20 protein-coding genes are annotated in these 19,593 nt (G+C 55.2%); 16 read left to right on the top strand and 4 right to left on the bottom strand.

All coding sequences use genetic code 11. The features are described 5' to 3' along the window. Positions 1-21: 21 nt before the first annotated feature. Positions 22-753: a cell division protein ZipA C-terminal FtsZ-binding domain-containing protein gene (locus NP603_RS13565; protein WP_256611434.1), complete on the bottom strand. Its 732-nt coding sequence runs from the start codon at positions 751-753 to the stop codon at positions 22-24. Continuing rightward, positions 753-4,253 carry a chromosome segregation protein SMC gene (gene smc, locus NP603_RS13560; protein WP_256611433.1) on the bottom strand — a complete coding sequence of 1,167 codons (3,501 nt, stop codon included), beginning with the start codon at positions 4,251-4,253 and terminating at the stop codon, positions 753-755. Before smc ends, NP603_RS13565 begins: the two co-directional genes overlap by 1 nt. A 222-nt stretch (positions 4,254-4,475) precedes the next feature. Between smc and NP603_RS13555 the strand changes: the two genes are divergently transcribed. Then, a complete protein-coding gene (locus tag NP603_RS13555; protein WP_256611432.1) occupies positions 4,476-5,660 on the top strand; it encodes a GGDEF domain-containing protein in 1,185 nt (394 codons plus the stop codon). An 85-nt stretch (positions 5,661-5,745) separates the two neighbouring features. Here the strand turns inward: NP603_RS13555 and NP603_RS13550 are convergent, their stop codons facing one another. Further along, entirely contained in the window at positions 5,746-6,099 is a 354-nt protein-coding gene (locus NP603_RS13550) for a hypothetical protein (RefSeq protein ID WP_256611431.1), read from the bottom strand. Between the two features lie 279 nt (positions 6,100-6,378). Between NP603_RS13550 and queF the strand changes: the two genes are divergently transcribed. The 14 genes from queF (at position 6,379) to NP603_RS13480 (ending at position 18,477) form a co-directional block, all read left to right on the top strand. Next, positions 6,379-6,768, top strand: a complete 390-nt coding sequence (gene queF / locus NP603_RS13545) for a preQ(1) synthase (RefSeq protein WP_256611430.1) — start codon at positions 6,379-6,381, stop codon at positions 6,766-6,768. Positions 6,769-6,773: 5 nt separating this feature from the next. Continuing rightward, a complete protein-coding gene (locus NP603_RS13540) occupies positions 6,774-7,058 on the top strand; it encodes an EscU/YscU/HrcU family type III secretion system export apparatus switch protein (protein ID WP_256611429.1) in 285 nt (94 codons plus the stop codon). Beyond that, positions 7,055-7,915 (top strand): archaetidylserine decarboxylase, encoded by an 861-nt coding sequence (gene asd / locus NP603_RS13535; RefSeq protein WP_256611427.1) that lies wholly within the window; start codon positions 7,055-7,057, stop codon positions 7,913-7,915. The genes NP603_RS13540 and asd overlap by 4 nt, the downstream gene beginning before the upstream one ends. Before the next feature lie 114 nt (positions 7,916-8,029). Continuing rightward, positions 8,030-8,374, top strand: a complete 345-nt coding sequence (yajC, locus tag NP603_RS13530; RefSeq protein WP_256611426.1) for a preprotein translocase subunit YajC — start codon at positions 8,030-8,032, stop codon at positions 8,372-8,374. 76 nt (positions 8,375-8,450) lie between these two features. Continuing rightward, positions 8,451-10,298 (top strand): protein translocase subunit SecD, encoded by a 1,848-nt coding sequence (secD, locus tag NP603_RS13525; protein WP_256611425.1) that lies wholly within the window; start codon positions 8,451-8,453, stop codon positions 10,296-10,298. Between the two features lie 136 nt (positions 10,299-10,434). After that, complete coding sequence (ndk, locus tag NP603_RS13520; RefSeq protein ID WP_256611423.1) at positions 10,435-10,866, top strand: nucleoside-diphosphate kinase; 432 nt, start codon at positions 10,435-10,437, stop codon at positions 10,864-10,866. Then, on the top strand, positions 10,841-11,953 hold the full coding sequence (gene rlmN, locus NP603_RS13515; RefSeq protein WP_256611422.1) for a dual-specificity RNA methyltransferase RlmN: 1,113 nt from the start codon (positions 10,841-10,843) through the stop codon (positions 11,951-11,953). The genes ndk and rlmN overlap by 26 nt, the downstream gene beginning before the upstream one ends. After that, entirely contained in the window at positions 11,943-12,701 is a 759-nt protein-coding gene (gene pilW / locus NP603_RS13510) for a type IV pilus biogenesis/stability protein PilW (RefSeq protein WP_256611421.1), read from the top strand. The genes rlmN and pilW overlap by 11 nt, the downstream gene beginning before the upstream one ends. A gap of 15 nt (positions 12,702-12,716) precedes the next feature. Further along, the gene (gene hisS / locus NP603_RS13505) at positions 12,717-14,012 is read left to right on the top strand and encodes a histidine--tRNA ligase (RefSeq protein ID WP_256611420.1); all 1,296 of its coding nucleotides are present in this window, start codon (positions 12,717-12,719) and stop codon (positions 14,010-14,012) included. A gap of 23 nt (positions 14,013-14,035) precedes the next feature. Continuing rightward, positions 14,036-14,689, top strand: a complete 654-nt coding sequence (locus NP603_RS13500; protein WP_256611419.1) for a YfgM family protein — start codon at positions 14,036-14,038, stop codon at positions 14,687-14,689. Between the two features lie 28 nt (positions 14,690-14,717). Next, a complete protein-coding gene (gene bamB / locus NP603_RS13495; protein ID WP_256611417.1) occupies positions 14,718-15,929 on the top strand; it encodes an outer membrane protein assembly factor BamB in 1,212 nt (403 codons plus the stop codon). Between the two features lie 4 nt (positions 15,930-15,933). Beyond that, complete coding sequence (der, locus tag NP603_RS13490; RefSeq protein WP_256611416.1) at positions 15,934-17,325, top strand: ribosome biogenesis GTPase Der; 1,392 nt, start codon at positions 15,934-15,936, stop codon at positions 17,323-17,325. Positions 17,326-17,352: 27 nt separating this feature from the next. Further along, positions 17,353-17,850 (top strand): thiol peroxidase, encoded by a 498-nt coding sequence (gene tpx / locus NP603_RS13485; RefSeq protein ID WP_256611415.1) that lies wholly within the window; start codon positions 17,353-17,355, stop codon positions 17,848-17,850. Positions 17,851-18,159: 309 nt separating this feature from the next. Continuing rightward, entirely contained in the window at positions 18,160-18,477 is a 318-nt protein-coding gene (locus tag NP603_RS13480; protein ID WP_256611414.1) for a hypothetical protein, read from the top strand. 4 nt (positions 18,478-18,481) lie between these two features. On the opposite strand, the gene NP603_RS13475 is transcribed toward NP603_RS13480, so the two are convergent. Beyond that, positions 18,482-19,297 carry a thermonuclease family protein gene (locus NP603_RS13475; RefSeq protein ID WP_256611413.1) on the bottom strand — a complete coding sequence of 272 codons (816 nt, stop codon included), beginning with the start codon at positions 19,295-19,297 and terminating at the stop codon, positions 18,482-18,484. Positions 19,298-19,320: 23 nt separating this feature from the next. Here NP603_RS13475 and NP603_RS13470 point away from each other — a divergent pair. After that, a partial coding sequence (locus NP603_RS13470; RefSeq protein WP_256611412.1) for a DUF1415 family protein occupies positions 19,321-19,593 on the top strand: 273 nt, incomplete at its 3' end.

Raw genomic sequence — 19,593 nt, 5'->3', positions numbered from 1 at the left:
CCCTGCCGCCGGATGGCGGGTTTAAGCCGTGGCCAATATTTCCCGGAATTGGGCAACGGTTTCGGCGGTCAAGGGTTGCCGTTGGTTATCCCAGACCACACCGTCCAATTCTTCGGCCAGGGTGTCTATGGTTTCCATGAAGTCGTCGAACACAGCCAACGGGTTATCGACTTCGCGCGGCTGCATAAAAAATACGATACCCGGGCAATAGAACTCGTCCAAACCGGTATCGGGAAAGGTACCAGGATCGACCATACTGGCCACGGCAAAGTCCACCATCCGGTTCGCATCCACCCGCTCGAACACTCTGACGCTGCCGTAACGCAATCCGACCCGTTCGAAAGCGTCGAATAAGTCTTCGCCGTTAAAACCCTGATCGGCCCGGGCGACGATGCTGAACTCGATTAAAATCGGCAAGTGGTTGCGGCTGGCCGGCGGAACGGGAGCAACGGCAGGTTTCTCCTGCTCGCGCCGGGCGGCAACCGCAGCTTTTGGCGACGGCTTGATGGCCTTGTCGTCTAACAGCGCATCTCCATCAACCAAATCGTCGCCGATGTCAAACACGCCGAGGCCATCTTCATCGTCCTCGACTGCAAATTCGTCCACGGTTCTGTCGTCGTAAGAGTCGTCGTCGTAGTAATCGTCGGCGGCGCGTTTGTAACGCAACGATTTGACGAAATGCCACAACACCATGCCGATCATCACCAGCACGCCGATCAAAATAATCACGACTCTTAATAATTCTTTATCCATCAGTTTTCCGCCATGCTTACCGCTTCATCAATATCCACCGCCACCATTCGGGATACCCCAGGCTCCTTCATGGTAACACCTGCCAGATGTTTTGCAATTTCCATTGTGACTTTGTTGTGTGAAATGTACAAAAATTGGACGGTTGCCGACATGTCTTCCACCATCTTCGAAAACCGCACGACATTGGCGTCATCGAGCGGCGCGTCGACTTCATCCAACAAGCAAAACGGCGCCGGATTCAGTTCGAAAATGGAGAAAACCAAAGCCACCGCAGTCAACGCTTTTTCGCCGCCGGACAGCAAATGGATAGAACTGTTCCGTTTCCCGGGCGGCCGGGCAATGATGTTGACACCGGCTTCCAGCAAATCGTCTTCGGTCAATTCCAGATAGGCTTGGCCGCCGCCGAACAAGCGCGGAAACTTTTCTTTCAGCCCGTTATTGATCTTGTCGAAGGTTTCCTTGAAGCGTTGCCGACTCTCGCGGTCGATCTTGCTGATCGCTTGATCCAGGGTGTTCAGCGCGTCGACCAGATCATCGTGCTGCTCATTCAGGAACTTCATCCGCTCCGACTGGGTTTTGTATTCCTCGATCGCCGTCAAGTTGATCGAGCCCAAGCGTTCGATTTGTTCGGCCAGATCGTCGACCTCGCTCTTCCATTGACTCTCGCTGGCGCCCTCGCGCAAGTTGGCCAGTATCACCTCCGGATCGGCATCCACTTCAGCCAATTGTTCGGCCACGGTTTGTTGCCTAACTTTACTGTCCTGCTGTTCGAAACGAATTTGGTCCAAAGCTTCCTTTTGCTTCTCCAACGCGCGCTGAGTTTGCGAATATTGTTCGGCCAACTGGCTGACGGATTGTTCGCTAGCCTGTTGCGCTTGGCGCTCGGCGCGCAGGCCGTCCTCGAATTGTTGTTTTTTTTCCAACAACTCTTCCAACTGCATACGCTCCTCGTCCAACGGCGCCAACGCATATTGCAATTTGTTTTCCAACTCGACGATGCGGTCGGCCGCTTGCTGGTGTTGCACTTGCAGGCGCTCGATCTGCTTGGCGGTCAGAATCTCCGACGATTTCAACGACTCGATCTGGGCATGCAAACGATGCAAATGCCGGCGAGCTTCATCGACCGAAGCGTCGGTGTTCTGCTGCCTAGCCTGCAATTCCTGACTGAGTCGCTCCAACTCGGTCTTACGGTCGCCCAAATCGCCCAAAGCTTGTTCAGCGTCCTGTTTGGCCAATTCCGCTTCCGAGATGCTCTCGACCACCTCGGCTAAATGCTGGCCGATCTCCTCGACTTCATGGTCCAACTGTTCCAGACGACGCTTTTGTTGTTCGAAACGCGCGGCCTGGGCGCTGTATTCGGCGCTTTTTGCCGAAAACTCGGCACTCAACAATTTTTCTTTCTGCTGATATTGCTCGCGATGGCCTTCCGCGACCTTCAAGTCGTGTTCGCAATGCTCCAATTGCTGTTCTTGTTCGGCGATTGCCATTTGCAGTTCGCCCTGACGCAATTTCAACTCGCGTAATTCTTTTTCCCTATGCAACACGCCGGCCTTGCTATCGCTGCCGCGGCTGACCTTGATCCAGTCGCGGCCCAGCCAAGTGCCGTCCGGCAGCACCACCGACTCGTGCGCCTGTAGCGGCAGTTGCCGCGCCTGCCGCATGGATTCGGCGCAATAAATTCCACTCAATAAACTGTCCAGACGCCACCGGCTGCGAACCTTGCCGGCCAGAGTATCCGCACCGTTCGATGCAACTGCGGCCGCCGGATGGGTCTCGAACACGACCAGCGACTGCTTGTTCAGCTCTTGCAGCTCGGCCAAAATTGCATCGGCACTCTCGATACAGATCGCTTCCAGATAACTGCCCAACACGGTTTCGACCGCCGTTTCCCAGCCTTCGTCGGCTTCCAGGAATTCCGCCAGGCGCGGTTGCTGTTCCAAACCCATTTGCTCCAGCCAAGCACCGAGCTCTTTCTTATCCTTGCCCATCGCATGTTGTTGCAACAATTCCAGCGAACTGATCTTGCCGTTGACCTTTTGCAGTTCGGCGCGATCGGCGTGCAACCGTTCCTGAATCTGCTTGATTTCCGGCCGCAACTGACCGATACGTTGCAGTAACGCGTCCAACTCCTGCTGCAACTGCCGGCGCTCAGCCTCGATCAGTTCGATGCTGCTATCCAAAGTTTCCAATTCCAATTGCAACTGGGTATCGGCCAAACCGTGGCGTTCGCTGTGCAATTTATCGAGCCTTGTCTGCAACTGCCGGCTCTGATTTTCCAACTGAACCAGCTTGGTGCGCTGCACTTCGACTTGCTCCCGGTAACCGGCGTTTTCGGCCAGAAAAGCCTCCCATTGCTGCTGCCATTGCTGTTTTTGCAGATGCGCGTCCTGTTGGATACCCAACAAATCCTCCTCGCGCTCCTTGGCCACCACCATGGTTTCTTCGGCCTCCAATAACGTCTGCCGGATCTCCTCGAGTTGCTGCCTATCCTCCTCGCATTCGGCCTGGGCTTGCTCGGCTTGTTGCTTCAAGCGCTCGATCTCGATCAAGGTCTCTTCGTGGCTCTTCTGATTGTGCTTGATGGTTTGCTCAAGACGGCTGACCTCGGCCACCAGCGTGGTATATTCAGCTTGGGTCGAGTCCAGATGCTGCTGCTGAGCTCTTTGTTCGCTACGCTTCAACTCCATCGCCTTCTCGGTATCGCGCAACAACACAAACAAACGATTGTGTTCTTCAGCGACACTTTGCAACTTGGCTTCGAGTTGTTGCGCGGAACGTTGAAAATTACGCCAGCGCATCGCCAGCAATTCCTGCTTGAACCGGCGTTCCTGTTTTTTCAGTTCGGTGTATTTTTCGGCCTTTTCCGCTTGCCGAGCCAGGTTTTTGATCTGCTTTTCCACCTCGTCGCGCAGATCGTTCAAGCGTTCCAGATTTTCCCGGGTGTGACGCATGCGGGTTTCGGTTTCCGAACGGCGTTCCTTGTATTTGGATACCCCAGCTGCTTCTTCGATGTGGACCCGCAGATCTTCCGGCTTGGCTTCCACCATCCGCGAAATCGTGCCCTGCTCGATAATCGCGTAGCTGCGCGAGCCCAGGCCGGTCCCCAAAAACAAATCGGTGATGTCTTTGCGTCGGCACTTGGAACCATTGAGCATGAATAGCGACTGGCCGTCGCGGCTGACTTGGCGTTTGATCGAAATCGTCGCATATTTGGCGTATTCGCCGCCGGCCTTGCCTTCGCTGTTGTCGAATACCAACTCCACCGAGGCCACGCTGACCGGTTTGCGGCCGGACGAACCATTGAAAATCACGTCGGCCATATTGCCGCCGCGCAAGTGCTTGGCCGAGCTCTCGCCCATCACCCAGCGCACTGCATCGATGATATTGGACTTGCCGCAACCGTTGGGGCCGACGATCGCGGTCAGATTGCCGTTGATCGGAATCGTGGTGGGATCGACGAAGGATTTGAATCCAGAAAGTTTGATTTTCTCCAGCTTCATGACTGGTTGGCGCGTTCAAGACCGACTACAAAACGGCGCATTATCCCCGAAATGGGACGGGGATTGGAATGGATTTTAGGTTGCTGGCCGAAGCTTACGCGCTGAATGCAAATCGGGCTATGGAATTTACCGCTTCACGTGCGAAAATTTCGACTATCCTTCCGCCGCCCCTAAAACGTTGCTGCCGAAGCATTACTAACCGGCCAAAAATGGATTGATTCGATGAACCTCGACCTGCGCACGATGATGGTAATGATTGCCGTGCTCAGCTTTTTACTTTCGATCCTGCTGTTGGTCGCCAGTCTGCACGCCCGCGGCATTAAGGGACTCCGCCACTGGTCGATGGCCAGCCTGTTTATCAGCTTCGGCGCAGGCCTGGCGTATCCGGCGTTAACGCCGCAGCCGGGTTGGAATATCGTTGCCGGCGCAACATTTCTGGCGGCCGGCTCCGCTTTGCAGTTCTTGGGAATTCAAGCGTTCAAAAACCGGCCCTGCCGGTGCCACTGGCTAATGCTGGCGGTCGGTTTGGTGATTGGCGTCAGCACTTGGTTTACGCTGTTCGAACCCAATACGCAATGGCGCGCCACTGCCAATTCCTTGATCTTTGCCGTCATCAATTTCGCCTGCGCCCGCTCGTTGCTGATTCCGCTGGCATCCTACCAGAGAACCGCGCACTGGCTGACGGGTGCATCTTTCGCCGTGCTGGGGTTGGTTTATGTCGCCAGAGCAGTATCGATATTTTTCGCGCCGGCTGCGGATTACGGCCTGTTCAATCCGATGCCGCTCAATCCGCTGATGTTTTTTGCCGGCAGCATCATCCAGCTTTTCTTGAGCTTCGGCTTTGTCTTGATGGTGAACTACCGGATGGCAGCCGAACTGGAAAACTTGGCGGCAATCGACGCCCTGACCGGCGCCTGGAACCGGCGCAGCCTGGACCTGGAATGCCAGCGACTGCTGGCGAGAAGCGCGCGGCGCAAAGAGGCCCTGGCCGTACTAATGTTGGACGTTGACTACTTTAAAACTATCAACGACGCCCACGGTCACCAAGCCGGAGACCAAGTATTGAAACAACTGATAGCAAACGCCAAGAGTCAGATTCGCGGCGAGGATTATCTGGCGCGCTACGGCGGCGAAGAGTTTTGCCTGATTCTGCCCTGCACCAACGAAAAAGAAGCCGCCCATCTGGCAGAAAGGCTGCGCCAGATGCAAGCCTCGCGGCCGACCCATTGGCAAGGCCAAACCATAACCAGCACGATCAGCATCGGCATCGCCGGCTCGGACAGTATCGGTTTGAATTTTTCGGCGCTGCTACAGGCTGCCGACGCCGCTTTGTATAGGGCAAAACAGGCGGGACGCAATCGGGTAGCCAATTTTTCGGACATTTCGCTACACGAACTGGGCGAGTAGCATCTGCAACAGCCCAGCCGACCGGCTATCCCCCAAACAACTCGCGCAACCCGGTATCGAATACCGGGTTGCGCCAACAAGGGAATCAGTTTAACAACGTACGCACGCGGTCTGCAGAAGTGTTGCCTTGGGCAGCTATTGCTAGTCCCGGCTGCCGATTAACTCCGGAAATCAGTTCGCCTAATACCTGCTGAGCTTGCTCCCGATTGGCAATTTGCGGACTGTTGCCGTTAGGCTGCGCAACCGCGGCTTGCGATCGCTTCAATGACTCTTCCGATAGCACAAGAGTGTCGCCCGACACGGCTTGATTTTTGGGCGTCGCGCCCTCTTGTTCAGTCGGTTTAGGCCGTTCGGCAAGTTCTTCGGGAGCGGTTCTACGCGAACCCGCCACTTGATTCAAGGCAACGTTTTGTTGGGAATGGCTGGGGTTGATCTCCATGGTCGCCTCCAATGGTTGAATTTTTCGATCAAACAACGTCGAGCCGAGAGCTCTACACTTCGAATTTTAACCCAAGCCCAAGACTTTGCTCACTATTTGTTTCGGATTTTCCGACGCGAACCGGTATCGCAGCAAACCAAACACGCTCGCGTATCGGCCCTGCGAACTCAGTCGGCAGGCTGAGTCAAAAGATTAATATTCCCGACTCTTAAGCTGGTAAAATTTCGCCTTTGCGGCAGATTGTTCGCGGCAAATTTTCATTACCCGAGTAAAAATACGATGACCACCCAACCCAGCTCAGATTTGACCACTTTCGAAAACCCGCGTCCGGCCCGTGATTTCACGATCCGTATCGACATCCCGGAATTCACCTGCCTGTGCCCGATGACCGGCCAGCCGGATTTCGCCAAACTGGCCATAGAATACGTACCGGATCGGCTCTGCGTGGAGTTGAAGTCCCTGAAACTTTACATGTGGACCTTCCGCGAACGCGGTGCGTTTCACGAAGCGGTCACCAACGAAATTCTCGATCATATCGTCGCGGCGATTTCGCCCAATTTCATGCGCCTGCGTGCCGAATTCAACGTACGCGGCGGTATTTACACCACAGTGATCGCCGAGCACCGCAACCCGAATTGGCAAGCACCGGCACCAGTAAAGCTGCCTTAGACTCCGTGAGCGGCAGAACCTTTTATAACGCCGACATTGCCGTCGCGCTCAAGTACGACGGCAAAAACGCGCCCAAAGTCACCGCCAAAGGCGAAGGCTTTACCGCTCAGCAAATATTGGCTATCGCCGAAAAACACGGCGTCCCGTTGCAAAACCAGCCGGAATTGGCGCGGATATTGGCACAGATTCCGCTGGGCGAGGAAATTCCCCAACAACTTTACGTCGCCGTTGCCGAAGTCATCGCCTTCGCTTACTTCCTTAGCGGCAAAACACCCGATCCCGAACCATGAGCTTAAAACAGATTTGCACCGTCCTGCCCCAATACGCCCTGCCCCACCACATGTTGTCGGGCTGGATGGCCACTTTGACCCATTGTCGGAACAAGACCTGGAAAAACCTGTTCATTCGAACCATCAGCCGGGTATACGGCGTCAACCTGGAAGAGGCCAAGTATCAAGACCTCGAGCACTATGCCAACTTCAATGAATTTTTCACTCGCGAATTGAAAGACGGCGCCCGGCCGATCACGGCCGCGGCGGATGCAATAGCCTGCCCGGCCGACGGCGTAATCAGCCAGGCCGGCTCGATTAACGGCGGCCGTATCTTTCAAGCCAAAGGCCACGAGTATTCGGCCCTGGAATTGCTCGGCGGCGACGCGGAGCGGGCCGCCGCCTTCGAAAACGGCAGTTTCGCCACCATCTACCTGTCGCCCAAGGATTACCATCGCCTGCACATGCCGTTGAGCGGAACGCTAACGGAAATGGTGCACATACCCGGCCGCCTGTTCAGCGTCAATAACACCACGGTCGAGACCGTACCCAATTTATTCGCCCGCAACGAACGCGTGGCCTGCCTGTTCGAGACTGAGGCCGGACCAATGGCGTTGGTATTGGTCGGAGCAATTTTCGTATCCAGCATCGAAACGGTATGGCACGGCGTGGTGACGCCGCCGTCGATCAGCGCACCGCGGACTTGGCAGTATCCGGACAACCCGCCGCTGCTGGAAAAAGGCGCCGAAATGGGCCGCTTCAATATGGGATCGACCATCATCGTCTTATTCGGCAAAGACTTTACCGCTTGGAACGGCGAGTTACAGGCCGGCTGCGCAGTCAAGCTCGGTGAAGCTATCGGCCGCGTTTTGAAATAAGCCGCAGGTTCGCAATTGCCCGCCGGCATGCGTTTAGCCGGCCTAATGTGGCATAATGGCCGCTTGTCCGCCGAGCCGGACCATTAAAACAACGACAACAACACGAGGATTAATATGAGTTTTTTGATTTCCGACGCAATGGCTCAGACTGCGCCTGCCGTTCAACAACCGGGCTTCGAGGGCATGCTGTTTCCGCTAGGCATTCTGATATTTTTCTATTTTCTGTTTATTCGTCCCCAAGCGAAACGTAATAAAGAGCAGAAACAAATGCTTGCGGCACTGACCAAAGGCGCTGAAGTGGTCACCAGCGGCGGCATACTCGGCAAAGTCGCGGATCTGGACGATAACTTCGTCAAATTGGAAGTCTCCGACAACAGCTTTATTCAAGTACAACGCCACGCCATCGCCAGCATGATGCCAAAAGGCACTTACAAAACCTTGAACAACAAAAAATCCTAAACCCGACCGTCGTAACCCGTTTACTTCCCGCTTTTACCCGCAACAGTCCGGCTGTTACTGCTTTAACGGAATAACCATGCAAAATCATTTCCCTGTCTGGAAAAACACTCTGGTGCTGATCATTTTGCTGATCGGCACGATTTACGCGTTACCCAACATTTACGGTAACGACCCGGCAGTGCAACTGGCCTCGTCCACTTCGGCGCCGTTGCAGCAGAACCAGGCCGACGAAGTTGCCGCGACCATCAAAAACGCGGGTTTCACGCTTAAAGCGTTCGAATTCGAGAACGGCAAAATCCTGGCCCGGTTTAATAACACCGACGAGCAAATGAAAGCGGCCGATCTGTTGCGTAACCAATTGGCCGAAAAAGCCACCGTGGCGCTGAATCTGGCTCCGGCTACGCCGGAATGGCTGCGAACCCTGGGTGCAAACCCGATGCATCTGGGCCTGGACTTGCGCGGCGGCGTGCATTTCCTGCTGGAAGTAGACATGGACAGCGCACTGAAGCAAGCGGAAGAACGTTACACCAACGACATCCGTACCGCATTCCGCGACGCCAAGGTTCGTTACCAGTCGGTAACCAAAGAAGACCAAGGCATCAAAGTCGTACTGCCCAACGAAGAATCGAGGGTTGCTGCGGCCGCGGTGTTGAACAAGGATTTCCGCAATCTGGCATTGGCAGAAAGCGGACCCAACGAATTCACCCTGTCCATTCCGGAACGCGACCTGCGCGAGATCAAGAAATCGGCGTTGGGCCAAAACATCACGACGCTGCGTAACCGAGTCAATGAACTGGGTGTAGCTGAACCGATCATTCAGCAACAGGGCGACAGCCGCATCGTCGTACAGTTGCCCGGCGTGCAAGACACCACCCGCGCCAAAGAGCTGCTGGGCACTACGGCGACGCTGGAATACCGTTTAGTCGACGTCGAACATGACGTGCAATCGGCTTTGAGCGGACACGAGCCTGCGGGAAGTCGCCTCTATAAAGACAAGAACGGCAATCCGGTGTTATTAAAACGCGCTGTAATCGTCACCGGCGACCAGATCACCGACGCTTCGTCGGGTCTGGACCAGGATGGCCAGGCAGCGGTGTTCATTACCTTGGACGGCGCCGGCGCGAAGAAAATGGGCAAGATGACCCAGGAAAATATCGGCAAGCCGATGGCCGTAGTCTTCATTGAATATAAATCCGAAACCCGTCTAGTCAACGGCGAAAAGGTCCAGCACAAGGAAAAAGTCGAAAAGGTCATCAGCGTCGCTACCATCCGCGACAGCTTCAGCAAACGCTTCCAGACCACCGGCCTGGATAGCCCCGAAGAAGCCCGCACCTTGGCGCTGCTGCTCAGAGCCGGCGCGCTGGCGGCTCCGGTGGAAATCGTCGAAGAACGTACCGTGGGTCCAAGCCTGGGCCAGGAAAACATCGACCAAGGTATGATGTCGATCACCGCCGGCTTCTTCCTGGTGGTGTTTTTCATGATTGGTTACTACCGCGCATTTGGTTTGATCGCCAACTTCGCACTGTTTTTCAACGTGGTGCTGCTGATTGCGATCATGTCGGTGCTGCAAGCAACGCTGACCTTGCCCGGCATGGCCGGCATCGTGTTGACGGTCGGCATGGCCGTAGACGCCAACGTCTTGATCAACGAACGGATTCGGGAGGAACTGCGTAACGGTTTGAGCTTGCAAGCCAGTATCTTCACCGGTTACGAAAAAGCTTTCGCCACGATTCTCGACTCCAACGTCACCCATTTCATCGTTGCTGTGCTGCTGTTCGGTTTCGGTACCGGTCCGGTGAAAGGTTTTGCGCTGGTGCTGATGATAGGCATCGCCACTTCGGTATTTACCGCAGTAACCGGCACCCGCATGCTGGTGAACTGGTTTTACGGCGGCGACCGCCGCGACGGCAGAGTTTCCATTTAAACCGAAAACCAACCACTTCGAACCGGCCGCCGCGGCGGCCCCAGCCACGATATTCGGCGGGGCGTTTTTCAACACCCCGCCGGACGCGATATAATACGAAAATCTTTTCTTAACATTAGCCTACGGGAGTTAAACAATGGCAATTGAACGTACTTTCTCAATCATCAAGCCTGATGCAGTCGCTAAAAACGTGATTGGGGAAATTGTCAGCCGCTTCGAAAAAAACGGTCTGCGCATCGTTGCATCCAAAATGCTGCAACTGAGCCAAGAACAAGCCGAAGGCTTCTACGCCGAGCATAAGGAACGTGGTTTCTTCAAAGACCTGGTCAGCTTTATGACCTCCGGCCCGGTCATCGTGCAAGTGCTGGAAGGCGAAAACGCCGTGTTGAAAAACCGCGAGCTGATGGGCGCCACCAATCCGAAAGAAGCCGCGCCCGGTACCATCCGCGCCGACTTCGCGGTCAGCATCGACGAAAACGCGGTGCACGGTTCCGATGCGCCGGAATCCGCAGCAAGAGAAATCGCTTACTTCTTCTCCGCCGATGAACTCTGCGACCGCATCCGCTAAACCGGATCCGATCAATTTGCTCGATTTCGACAGAAAGGGCCTGCAGGCCTTTTTTGTCGGACTCGGCGAAAAGCCGTTTCGCGCCACCCAGGTGTTGAAATGGATTTATCAGGAAGGCGTCACCGACTTCGAGCGGATGACCAACCTGAGCAAACCCTTGCGCGCTTACCTCAGCGAGAACTGCCAAATCAAAGCGCCGCAAATCGTCGCCGAACAATTGGCCAGCGACGGCACCTGCAAATGGGCGATGCAAATGCAGTGCGGCAACCGGGTGGAAACCGTTTACATCCCCGAGGAACGCCGGGCCACATTGTGTATCTCGTCGCAAGTCGGTTGCGCGTTGGCTTGCACCTTCTGCTCCACCGCCAAACAAGGCTTCAATCGCAATCTGTCGACCGCCGAAATCATCGGCCAGCTTTATTTGGCGCAACAACGCCTTGGCCCGGAACGCCGCATCACCAATGTGGTGATGATGGGCATGGGCGAACCGCTGCTGAATTTCGACAACGTCGTAGCAGCGATGAATTTGATGATGGACGATTTCTGTTACGGGCTATCCAAACGCCGGGTAACGATCAGCACTTCCGGCATCGTGCCGGCGATGCAACGTTTGAATGCGGTGTGCGACGTCAGCATGGCGGTTTCTCTGCACGCACCGAACGACGCATTGCGCGACCAATTGGTGCCGATCAACGTCAAATACCCGTTGAAAGAACTGATGGAGGCCTGCCGGGCTTACGCCAAAACCGGGCCGCGCAAACACATTACTTTCGAATACGTGATGCTGGACGGCGTCAACGACAGCGAAGCCGATGCGCATACATTAGTCAAATTACTGAAAGACGTACCGTCCAAATTAAACCTGATTCCGTTCAATCCGTTTCCGCAATCCCATTACCGCTGTTCGGCGCAGAGCGCAATTCTTAAGTTTCGCGACATTCTGCATAACGCCGGCATCGTCACCACGATCCGCAAAACCCGCGGCGAGGATATCGACGCGGCCTGTGGCCAACTGGTGGGACAGGTGCAAGACAAGAGCCGCCGACATCTGAAACTGCAAGCCCAGGAAGCGGCGCATGTCGGTTAAAAACCTGCCGGCAACGCTGCTGTGGCTATTTTTGGCCGGCGGTTGCGGCCTGATGCCGGCCAGCCGGGAAACGTTGAGTTCGGCCGACAAGGCCAAATTGAATTTACAGATGGGCGCCCGTTACCTGGACATGGGTATGCTCGACGTGGCGAGAGAGAAACTGGAAACGGCCGTACGCCTCGATTCGGGCAATGCTGAGATACATAATACGCTGGCAGTATTTTACGAGCGTATCAGAGACTACGATGCCGCCGACGACAGCTACCGCAATGCGATGCAAAAAGACCCGGAAAGCTTCAGTATCAAAAGCAACTATGGCCGTTTCTTATGCGACCGCGGCAAATACGACAAGGCGTTCGAATTACTGAATGCCTCGTTGGAATCGGCGATGAATAACCGGCCCTGGTTTGCACTGACCAATATCGGCCTGTGCCACGTCAAACAAAACGATTTCAGCCAAGCTGAAACTTATTTCCGGCGGGCGTTACAGGCGCAACCGGACTATGCGCCGGCGTTGCTGGAAATGCAGCGCATCAGCTACCAAAACCAGCAGTTCATGTCGGCGCGGGCTTTTATGGAACGCTATCTGGGCGTTGCCAAACACACCCCGGAAAGCCTGTGGATCGCGTTCCAAACCGAACGCGCGCTGGGCAACGGCAAGCTGGCCGAAGAATACCGCGAGCAACTACTAGGCTCGTTTCCCGCTTCCAAGGAAGCGCAACAAGTTAGAACCGCGATCAGTAAATAATTCCGCAGTAAATCCATGGCAAAACAACAACAGGCCATTCAGGCCATCCGCGGCATGCACGACATTCTTCCCGAGCAATCGCCTTACTGGCAATGGCTCGAAAGCCAGGCCCGCCAAGTACTGGCGGGATACGGCTACCAGGAAATTCGTCTGCCCATCGTCGAAAAAACCGAATTGTTCAAACGCTCGATCGGCGAAGTCACCGACATCGTCGAAAAAGAAATGTATACCTTCGAAGACCGTAACGGCGATTCGTTGACATTACGCCCGGAAGGCACCGCGGGCTGCCTGCGCGCCTGCCTCGAGCATGGCCTGTTGCACAACCAAAGCCACCGCTTGTGGTATTACGGCCCGATGTTCCGCCACGAGCGTCCGCAAAAAGGCCGCTACCGCCAGTTCTACCAGTTGGGCGTCGAGACTTACGGCATGCCGGGGCCGGATATCGATGCCGAAGTGGTATTGTTGACCGACCGCTTGTGGAAACGCCTGGGCATTCGCGACATGGTGGAGTTGCAAATCAACTCGTTGGGCACCAGCGAAGAGCGATTGGCCTACCGCGGCACACTGGTCGAATATTTCAAACAACATCTGAGCCTGCTGGACGAAGACAGCCTACGCCGGCTGGAGACCAACCCACTGCGCATCCTGGACAGCAAGAATCCGGAAATGCAGGCGATGCTGCAACAAGCCCCGGTGTTACTGGAACATTTGGGCGCGGAAAGCCTGGCCCATTTCGACAGCTTGAAAGCAACGTTGGACGATTTGGGTATCGCCTACACCATCAACACCCGACTGGTGCGCGGCCTGGACTATTACGGTAAAACCGTTTTCGAATGGGTCACCGAACGGCTCGGCTCGCAAGGAACCATCTGCGCCGGCGGCCGCTACGACGGATTGATCGAGCAACTGGGCGGTAAAGCCAACCATGCGATCGGTTTTGCGATGGGCATGGAACGCATACTGGCGTTGTTGGAGCTGCTGGAAACGGTTCCGGTTGCAGCTAGCGTCGACGTATACATGATCCGGGTCGGCAGCGAGGCCGAAGCCGCCGGCATGCGCCTGGCGGAATCCATCCGCGATCAGTTGCCGCATCTGAAATTACAAGTCAATTGCGGCGGCGGCAGCTTTAAAAGCCAGTTCAAAAAAGCCGACAAATCCGGAGCGGAATACGCCATCGTCATCGGCGACGACGAAGCCGCCCGCAGCGAGGTGGCGTTGAAACCCTTGCGCGCCGATCAGGAACAACGCACGCTCGACCACAGCCAACTCCTGCAATTCCTGCGGGACCGGCATCAACCTCAATCCCTGTAACCTGGAAAGATAAGAGAAACACCGTGGCAATTTACGATACCGAAGAAGAACAACTGGAACAGTTGAAAAAATGGTGGGAGGCCAACCAAACGTCGCTGATCGCCGGCGTGGTCACGGCCTTGGTATTGGTCGCCGGCTGGAACATGTGGCAAAACCATCAGACCAACCAACGCAGCCAGGCATCGCAAATGTACCAGCAGATGCTGGAAAGTGCCGCCAAGGATAACAGCGAATCGACCGAAAAGCTGGCCGAACGCCTGCCGACCGAGTTTGCTTCCACCGCCTACGCCAATTACGCTCATCTGCAACTAGCCAAAGTCAAAGTGCAAAAAGGCGATCTGGAAGGCGCCAAAGCCGTGCTGAAACAGGCAATCCAAACCGCGGCTAGCGAACCGCTGAAACACGTAGCCCGACTGCGTTTGATCCAACTGATGCTGGCGACCGGCCAATACGAGCAAGGCTTGCAATTGATCGCCGAAGTCGATTCGGCCAAAGCCGAAGGCTTCTCGGCCAGCTACGACGAATTGCAGGGCGATCTGTACGTCGCACTGGACCGAATCGACGAAGCGCGTAGCGCTTACCAAAGTGCGATCAGAACGGGCCAAGCCACGCCGCTGACTCAATTCAAATTGGACGACGTCGCCGCCCCTGCGGTTGCGCCGACTGCCGCCAATTAACGCTGTTGAACACCGTTTCGTTTAGGCCATGCAAATAAGGAAAGCCAGATACCTGACGCTCGCCACACTGGTCGCCGGCCCGTTGCTATTGGGCGGATGCGCCGGTCTGGATGCCGGCCGGGATTTTATCTCCGGGATAACGGACTATGTAATGGGCGACGACGACAATGCCGATCCGCCGGCGACACTGCAGGAATACACCCCGGAACTGCAACTGGAAACGGTCTGGAAGGAATCGGTCGGTACCGGCGCCGACGAAAAGTACCTTAAATTGATACCTGCCGTGGCCGACGGCACGGTTTACGCCGCCGACTATAAAGGCCATCTGCAAGCGCGCAATGCCGCCAGCGGCAATCTGGCCTGGGAGACCGATACCGACTACAGTTTCTCCGCCGGCCCCGGCTTGGGCGTGAATACCGTAGTGATGGGAACCAACACCGGCGAAGTCATCGGCTTCGACCGAGCCAGCGGCGAACAACGCTGGAAAACCGACGTGCCCAGCGAAGTGCAGGCCACTCCGGTAATCAGCCGCGGCACGGTAATTATCCGTACCACCGACGGCAAAATCATGGCCTTGCGCGAAAGCGACGGCGGTTTGCTTTGGACCTCCGAACACAGCGTTCCGGCTTTGAGCATTCGCGGTGCCGGTACGCCGATTATCATCGAAGGCAACGTCATTGCCGGCGCCGCCAACGGCAAACTGCAAGCGTTACAACTCAGCGACGGCAAAGCGGTTTGGGAAGCCACCATTGCAATTCCCAGCGGCCGCTCCGAAGTCGAACGATTGGTCGATCTCGACGCCGATCCCGCCGCCAGCCGCGGTGCGATCTATGTCGCCAGTTTTACCGGCGGCGCTTCTTCGGTTTCCGAAATCGACGGCGATGTATTGTGGCGCAACGAAGCCGTGTCGTCCTATACCGGGCTGAGTCTGGATTACCGTTACATCTATATCAGCGATACCCAGGGCGACGTTTGGCAGCTAGACCAACGCAGCGGCGCTTCGTTGTGGAAACAAAAGGATCTGCATAACCGCCACCTCACCGCGCCGGTGGCTTACCAAAGCTATGTCGTGGTCGGCGATTTCGAAGGTTACGTACATTGGCTGTCGGTGACCGACGGTCGCCAGTTGGCACGAATCCAGGTCAGCAAAGCGGCGATTGAGGCCAAACCGGTAGTCGTGGACGACACTGTTTACATTTACGCCAAAGACGGCACCCTCGCCGCATTAAAGGCCCGATAATTCGATGTTACCCGTTATTGCTTTAGTAGGCCGGCCCAACGTCGGCAAATCCACCCTGTTCAATTACCTGACCCGTAGCCGCGAGGCGCTGGTAGCCGACTATCCGGGCCTGACCCGGGACCGCCAATACGGCCGGGTCAAACGCGGCGAGCGCGATTGCCTGGTGGTCGACACCGGCGGCATCACCGACGACCAGGAAGGTATCGACGCGTTCGCCAAGAAACAGGTCGAAATCGCGTTGCAGGAAGCCGACGTCGTGTTCTTCATGGTCGACGCCCGCGACGGCATCAATGCCTCCGACGAAGCCATCGCCGATATGCTGCGCAAATTAGGCAAACCGGTGGTATTGGTCGTCAACAAAATCGACGGTATCGACAGCAATACGGTCACCCACGATTTTTATAGTCTTGCGCTCGGCGAACCGGTACCGATTGCCGCCAGCCACGGCCGTAACGTACACGAATTGCTAGGGCGAATCGATGAACTGTTGCCGCCGCAACCTGAGGAGATTCAGGAAGAAGATCCCGGCATCGCCATCGCCATCGTCGGTCGACCCAACGTCGGCAAATCGACGCTGGTCAACCGTTTGCTCGGCGAAGAACGCGTCGTGGTATTCGACGAAGCCGGCACGACTCGGGACAGCATTTATATCCCGTTCGAACGCGACGGCAAAAAATTCACGCTGATCGACACCGCCGGCATGCGCCGCCGCTCCCGAGTGTCGTTGACTGTGGAAAAGTTCAGCATCATCAAGTCGCTACAAGCAATCGAAAAAGCCCATGTCGTGATCTATTTGATCGACGCCCGCGAAGGCGTTACCGATCAGGATGCGCATATTCTGGGGTTAGTATTGGAAGCCGGCCGCGCATTGATTATCGGTCTGAACAAATGGGACGGGCTCAACGCCGAGCACCGCGAGTTCGTCAAAAAGCAAATCGAAATGAAGCTGTCGTTTTTGGACTTTGCCGAAAAGCATCCGATCTCGGCCTTGCACGGTAGCGGCGTCGGCAAATTGTTCGACGTCGTGCACAGCTTGTACGATTCGGCGATGGTCGATATGTCCACGCCGTTATTGACCCGAATCTTGACCGACGCGCTAGCAGCGCATCAACCGCCGCTGGTCGGCGGCCGCAGGATCAAATTGAAATACGCCCACCAGGGCGGGCGCAATCCGCCTGTAGTAGTAATTCACGGCGTACAAACCGATGCCCTGCCCGGCGCCTACAAACGCTATTTGATGAACTATTTCCGCGACCAACTGCAGTTAAAAGGAACGCCGGTACGTTTGGTATTCAAATCGCCGGAAAATCCGTTTCAAGGCCGAAAAAACCCGCTCAGCGAACGGCAAATCAAAAAGCGCAAACGTTTGATCGACTTCAGCAAGCGGAAGAAATAAAAATAACAACCTCTACAGGAGCCCAGAATGGCCACCATCACCTTCCAAGGCAAACCCATCAATACCGTCGGCGAGTTACCCGCGGTCGGCAGCCCAGCCCCGGACTTTCTGCTTACCAACCGGAAAATGCAGGATGTGGGCTTGGCGGAGTTCGCCGGTAAACGTAAGGTATTGAATATCGTTCCGAGCCTGGACACGCCGACTTGCGCCGCCTCTACCCGCAAGTTCAACGAAAAAGCGGCTCATTTGCCGAATACTGTGGTATTTGCCATATCTGCCGACTTGCCCTTCGCTCAAGTCCGCTTCTGCGAAATTGAAGGCATAAAACATGTGGTACCGCTATCCACCTTTCGCTCCAGTTTCGCCCACGACTACGGCGTCGAGCTGCTCGACAGCATATTGGCCGGTCTGACCGCGCGGGCAATCGTCGTTATCGACGAACACGACAAGGTGGTTTACACCCAATTGGTCGCCGAGATTGCCGACGAACCCGATTACGCTACCGCTTTGGCCGCGCTTGACTGAGGACGGACAAGAGCGAACGCGGCATGAAATAAGCTGTTTCCCAAAAAACTGTCGCAATCCGGCAAAACCCGGTAACCTAAATGTCAAGTCAGGTTACCTCAATGGTTTGAACGGAACTTTATCGAATTTTCAATTATCTGAATTCGGGATATCGATATCGTCTCGGTTCAAATATTTAAAAATACGCTGTACCCATGGTTGTAAGTCGCCCGACTGAAGCAATTACTCAACGAGCATATCGATTACTGTTTAAGACCTTATCGAGTTGCATTGCCGGATAAGCAGGTGCGGCTTGAGGAACCAATGGTAGTGCCAGCAATGAATAGCGATTTCTCGGCACGGCGCCGCACTGCGCGCCGCCAACAAGAAAGACGGACCAATCCGTTCCCGTTTAATTCGGAAGAATGGATTGCCTTCATTCAACAGCAATATTTATTGTGGCCCAAGCAAGAGCGGCGTATGGGCGAACGCCGGGTAGCCGAACGGCGCGAGACCGACCGCCGGGCGGCACTGCGCAAAGAATCCGAGGACGCTATTTTTCAACGTACCCGCTGGTTTTCTGCGGAATCCATCCTGAACGACGAAGAAAAGCAAATGATCCAGGAATTATTTGCCGAAGAAGAATAAGTCGCTACGGCAACCTTCGAATATCGGCAGGGTGCCTTACCGTCAGATAGAAGCGGTCTTTGGAACGCCTCGCCCAGCCGCGCGCCTCAATCTGCCTGCCGACATAGCTCTCCAAATTCGGAAACAATGCCATTGAGGCCGGATCGATGGCGATTGAAACGGCATCGCTCAGCAGCAAATAGCTATGTTTCGCGGTTCGTTTCAGCGAAATTACCTTACCGGTCAAACGCTTCCACCCCTGGTAATTGGTCTGATCCAACCGTTCGGCCGCGATCGGGGTGTAAGCCGGGTCGGACCATATGCCGATATTGTTACGCTCCGCCTCATCCTGCGCCGCCAACAAGGCTGCAACATATCTCAGATTTGGCGGATAAATATTGACTGTCGCCAAACCGTTTTTCACCAGCTCCAGATTGACCAGTTGCTTGTTTTCGTCGAATACGTAAGCCAGCGTGCGTTGGTATTTGTCCTGTTTTTCGACGTCGCCCTGCAGAAACACCTTTCGTTGTTCCAACTTGGATTTCAACCATTGCTTCGCCCGCTCGCCTCCCGATTCTGCAGATTTGGTTCGGCCGGCAACTTCCGGCGTATTTATACCGAGCAGCCGAACTTTGCGGCCATCGTTCAGTAGAATAGTATCGCCGTCGAAGACTTTTTCCACACGGTAGTAGCTGATACCGTGATCGATATGCAACACCTGCGCGTCTTCGTGGTTGCGGTCCGAATAATGGCTACGCCCCTGGCCATCAGTCCAACGATAGACTTCGGCGTTTGCCAAAACAGGCAGAATTACCGCAAGTAAACACCAGCGCCGAAGCATTTTTTCACCTTGAGTAATTGGTTATGTCAAATCAACAGATCATCGCCGCGACGCAAGCCTGGTTAAACTCGTTTGTCATCGCGTACAACATTTGCCCGTTTGCCAAACGGGAGCAGCAACGAAACAGCATTCGTTACCGAGTAGAGTATGGCAATAGCATCGAATCCTGCCTGAATGCACTGATAGACGAATGCATTTACCTGGACACGCATCCGGAAACAGAAACCACTTTGCTGATTTTCGCCGAATTTTTCGATGATTTCGACGACTATCTCGACTTATTAGCGATTGCCGGG

This window comes from Methylomonas aurea (genome assembly GCF_024505045.1).
Classification (GTDB): domain Bacteria; phylum Pseudomonadota; class Gammaproteobacteria; order Methylococcales; family Methylomonadaceae; genus Methylomonas; species Methylomonas aurea.
Note: the sequence above shows the minus strand (reverse complement) of the source record. Positions and strands in the feature narration are given on the sequence as shown.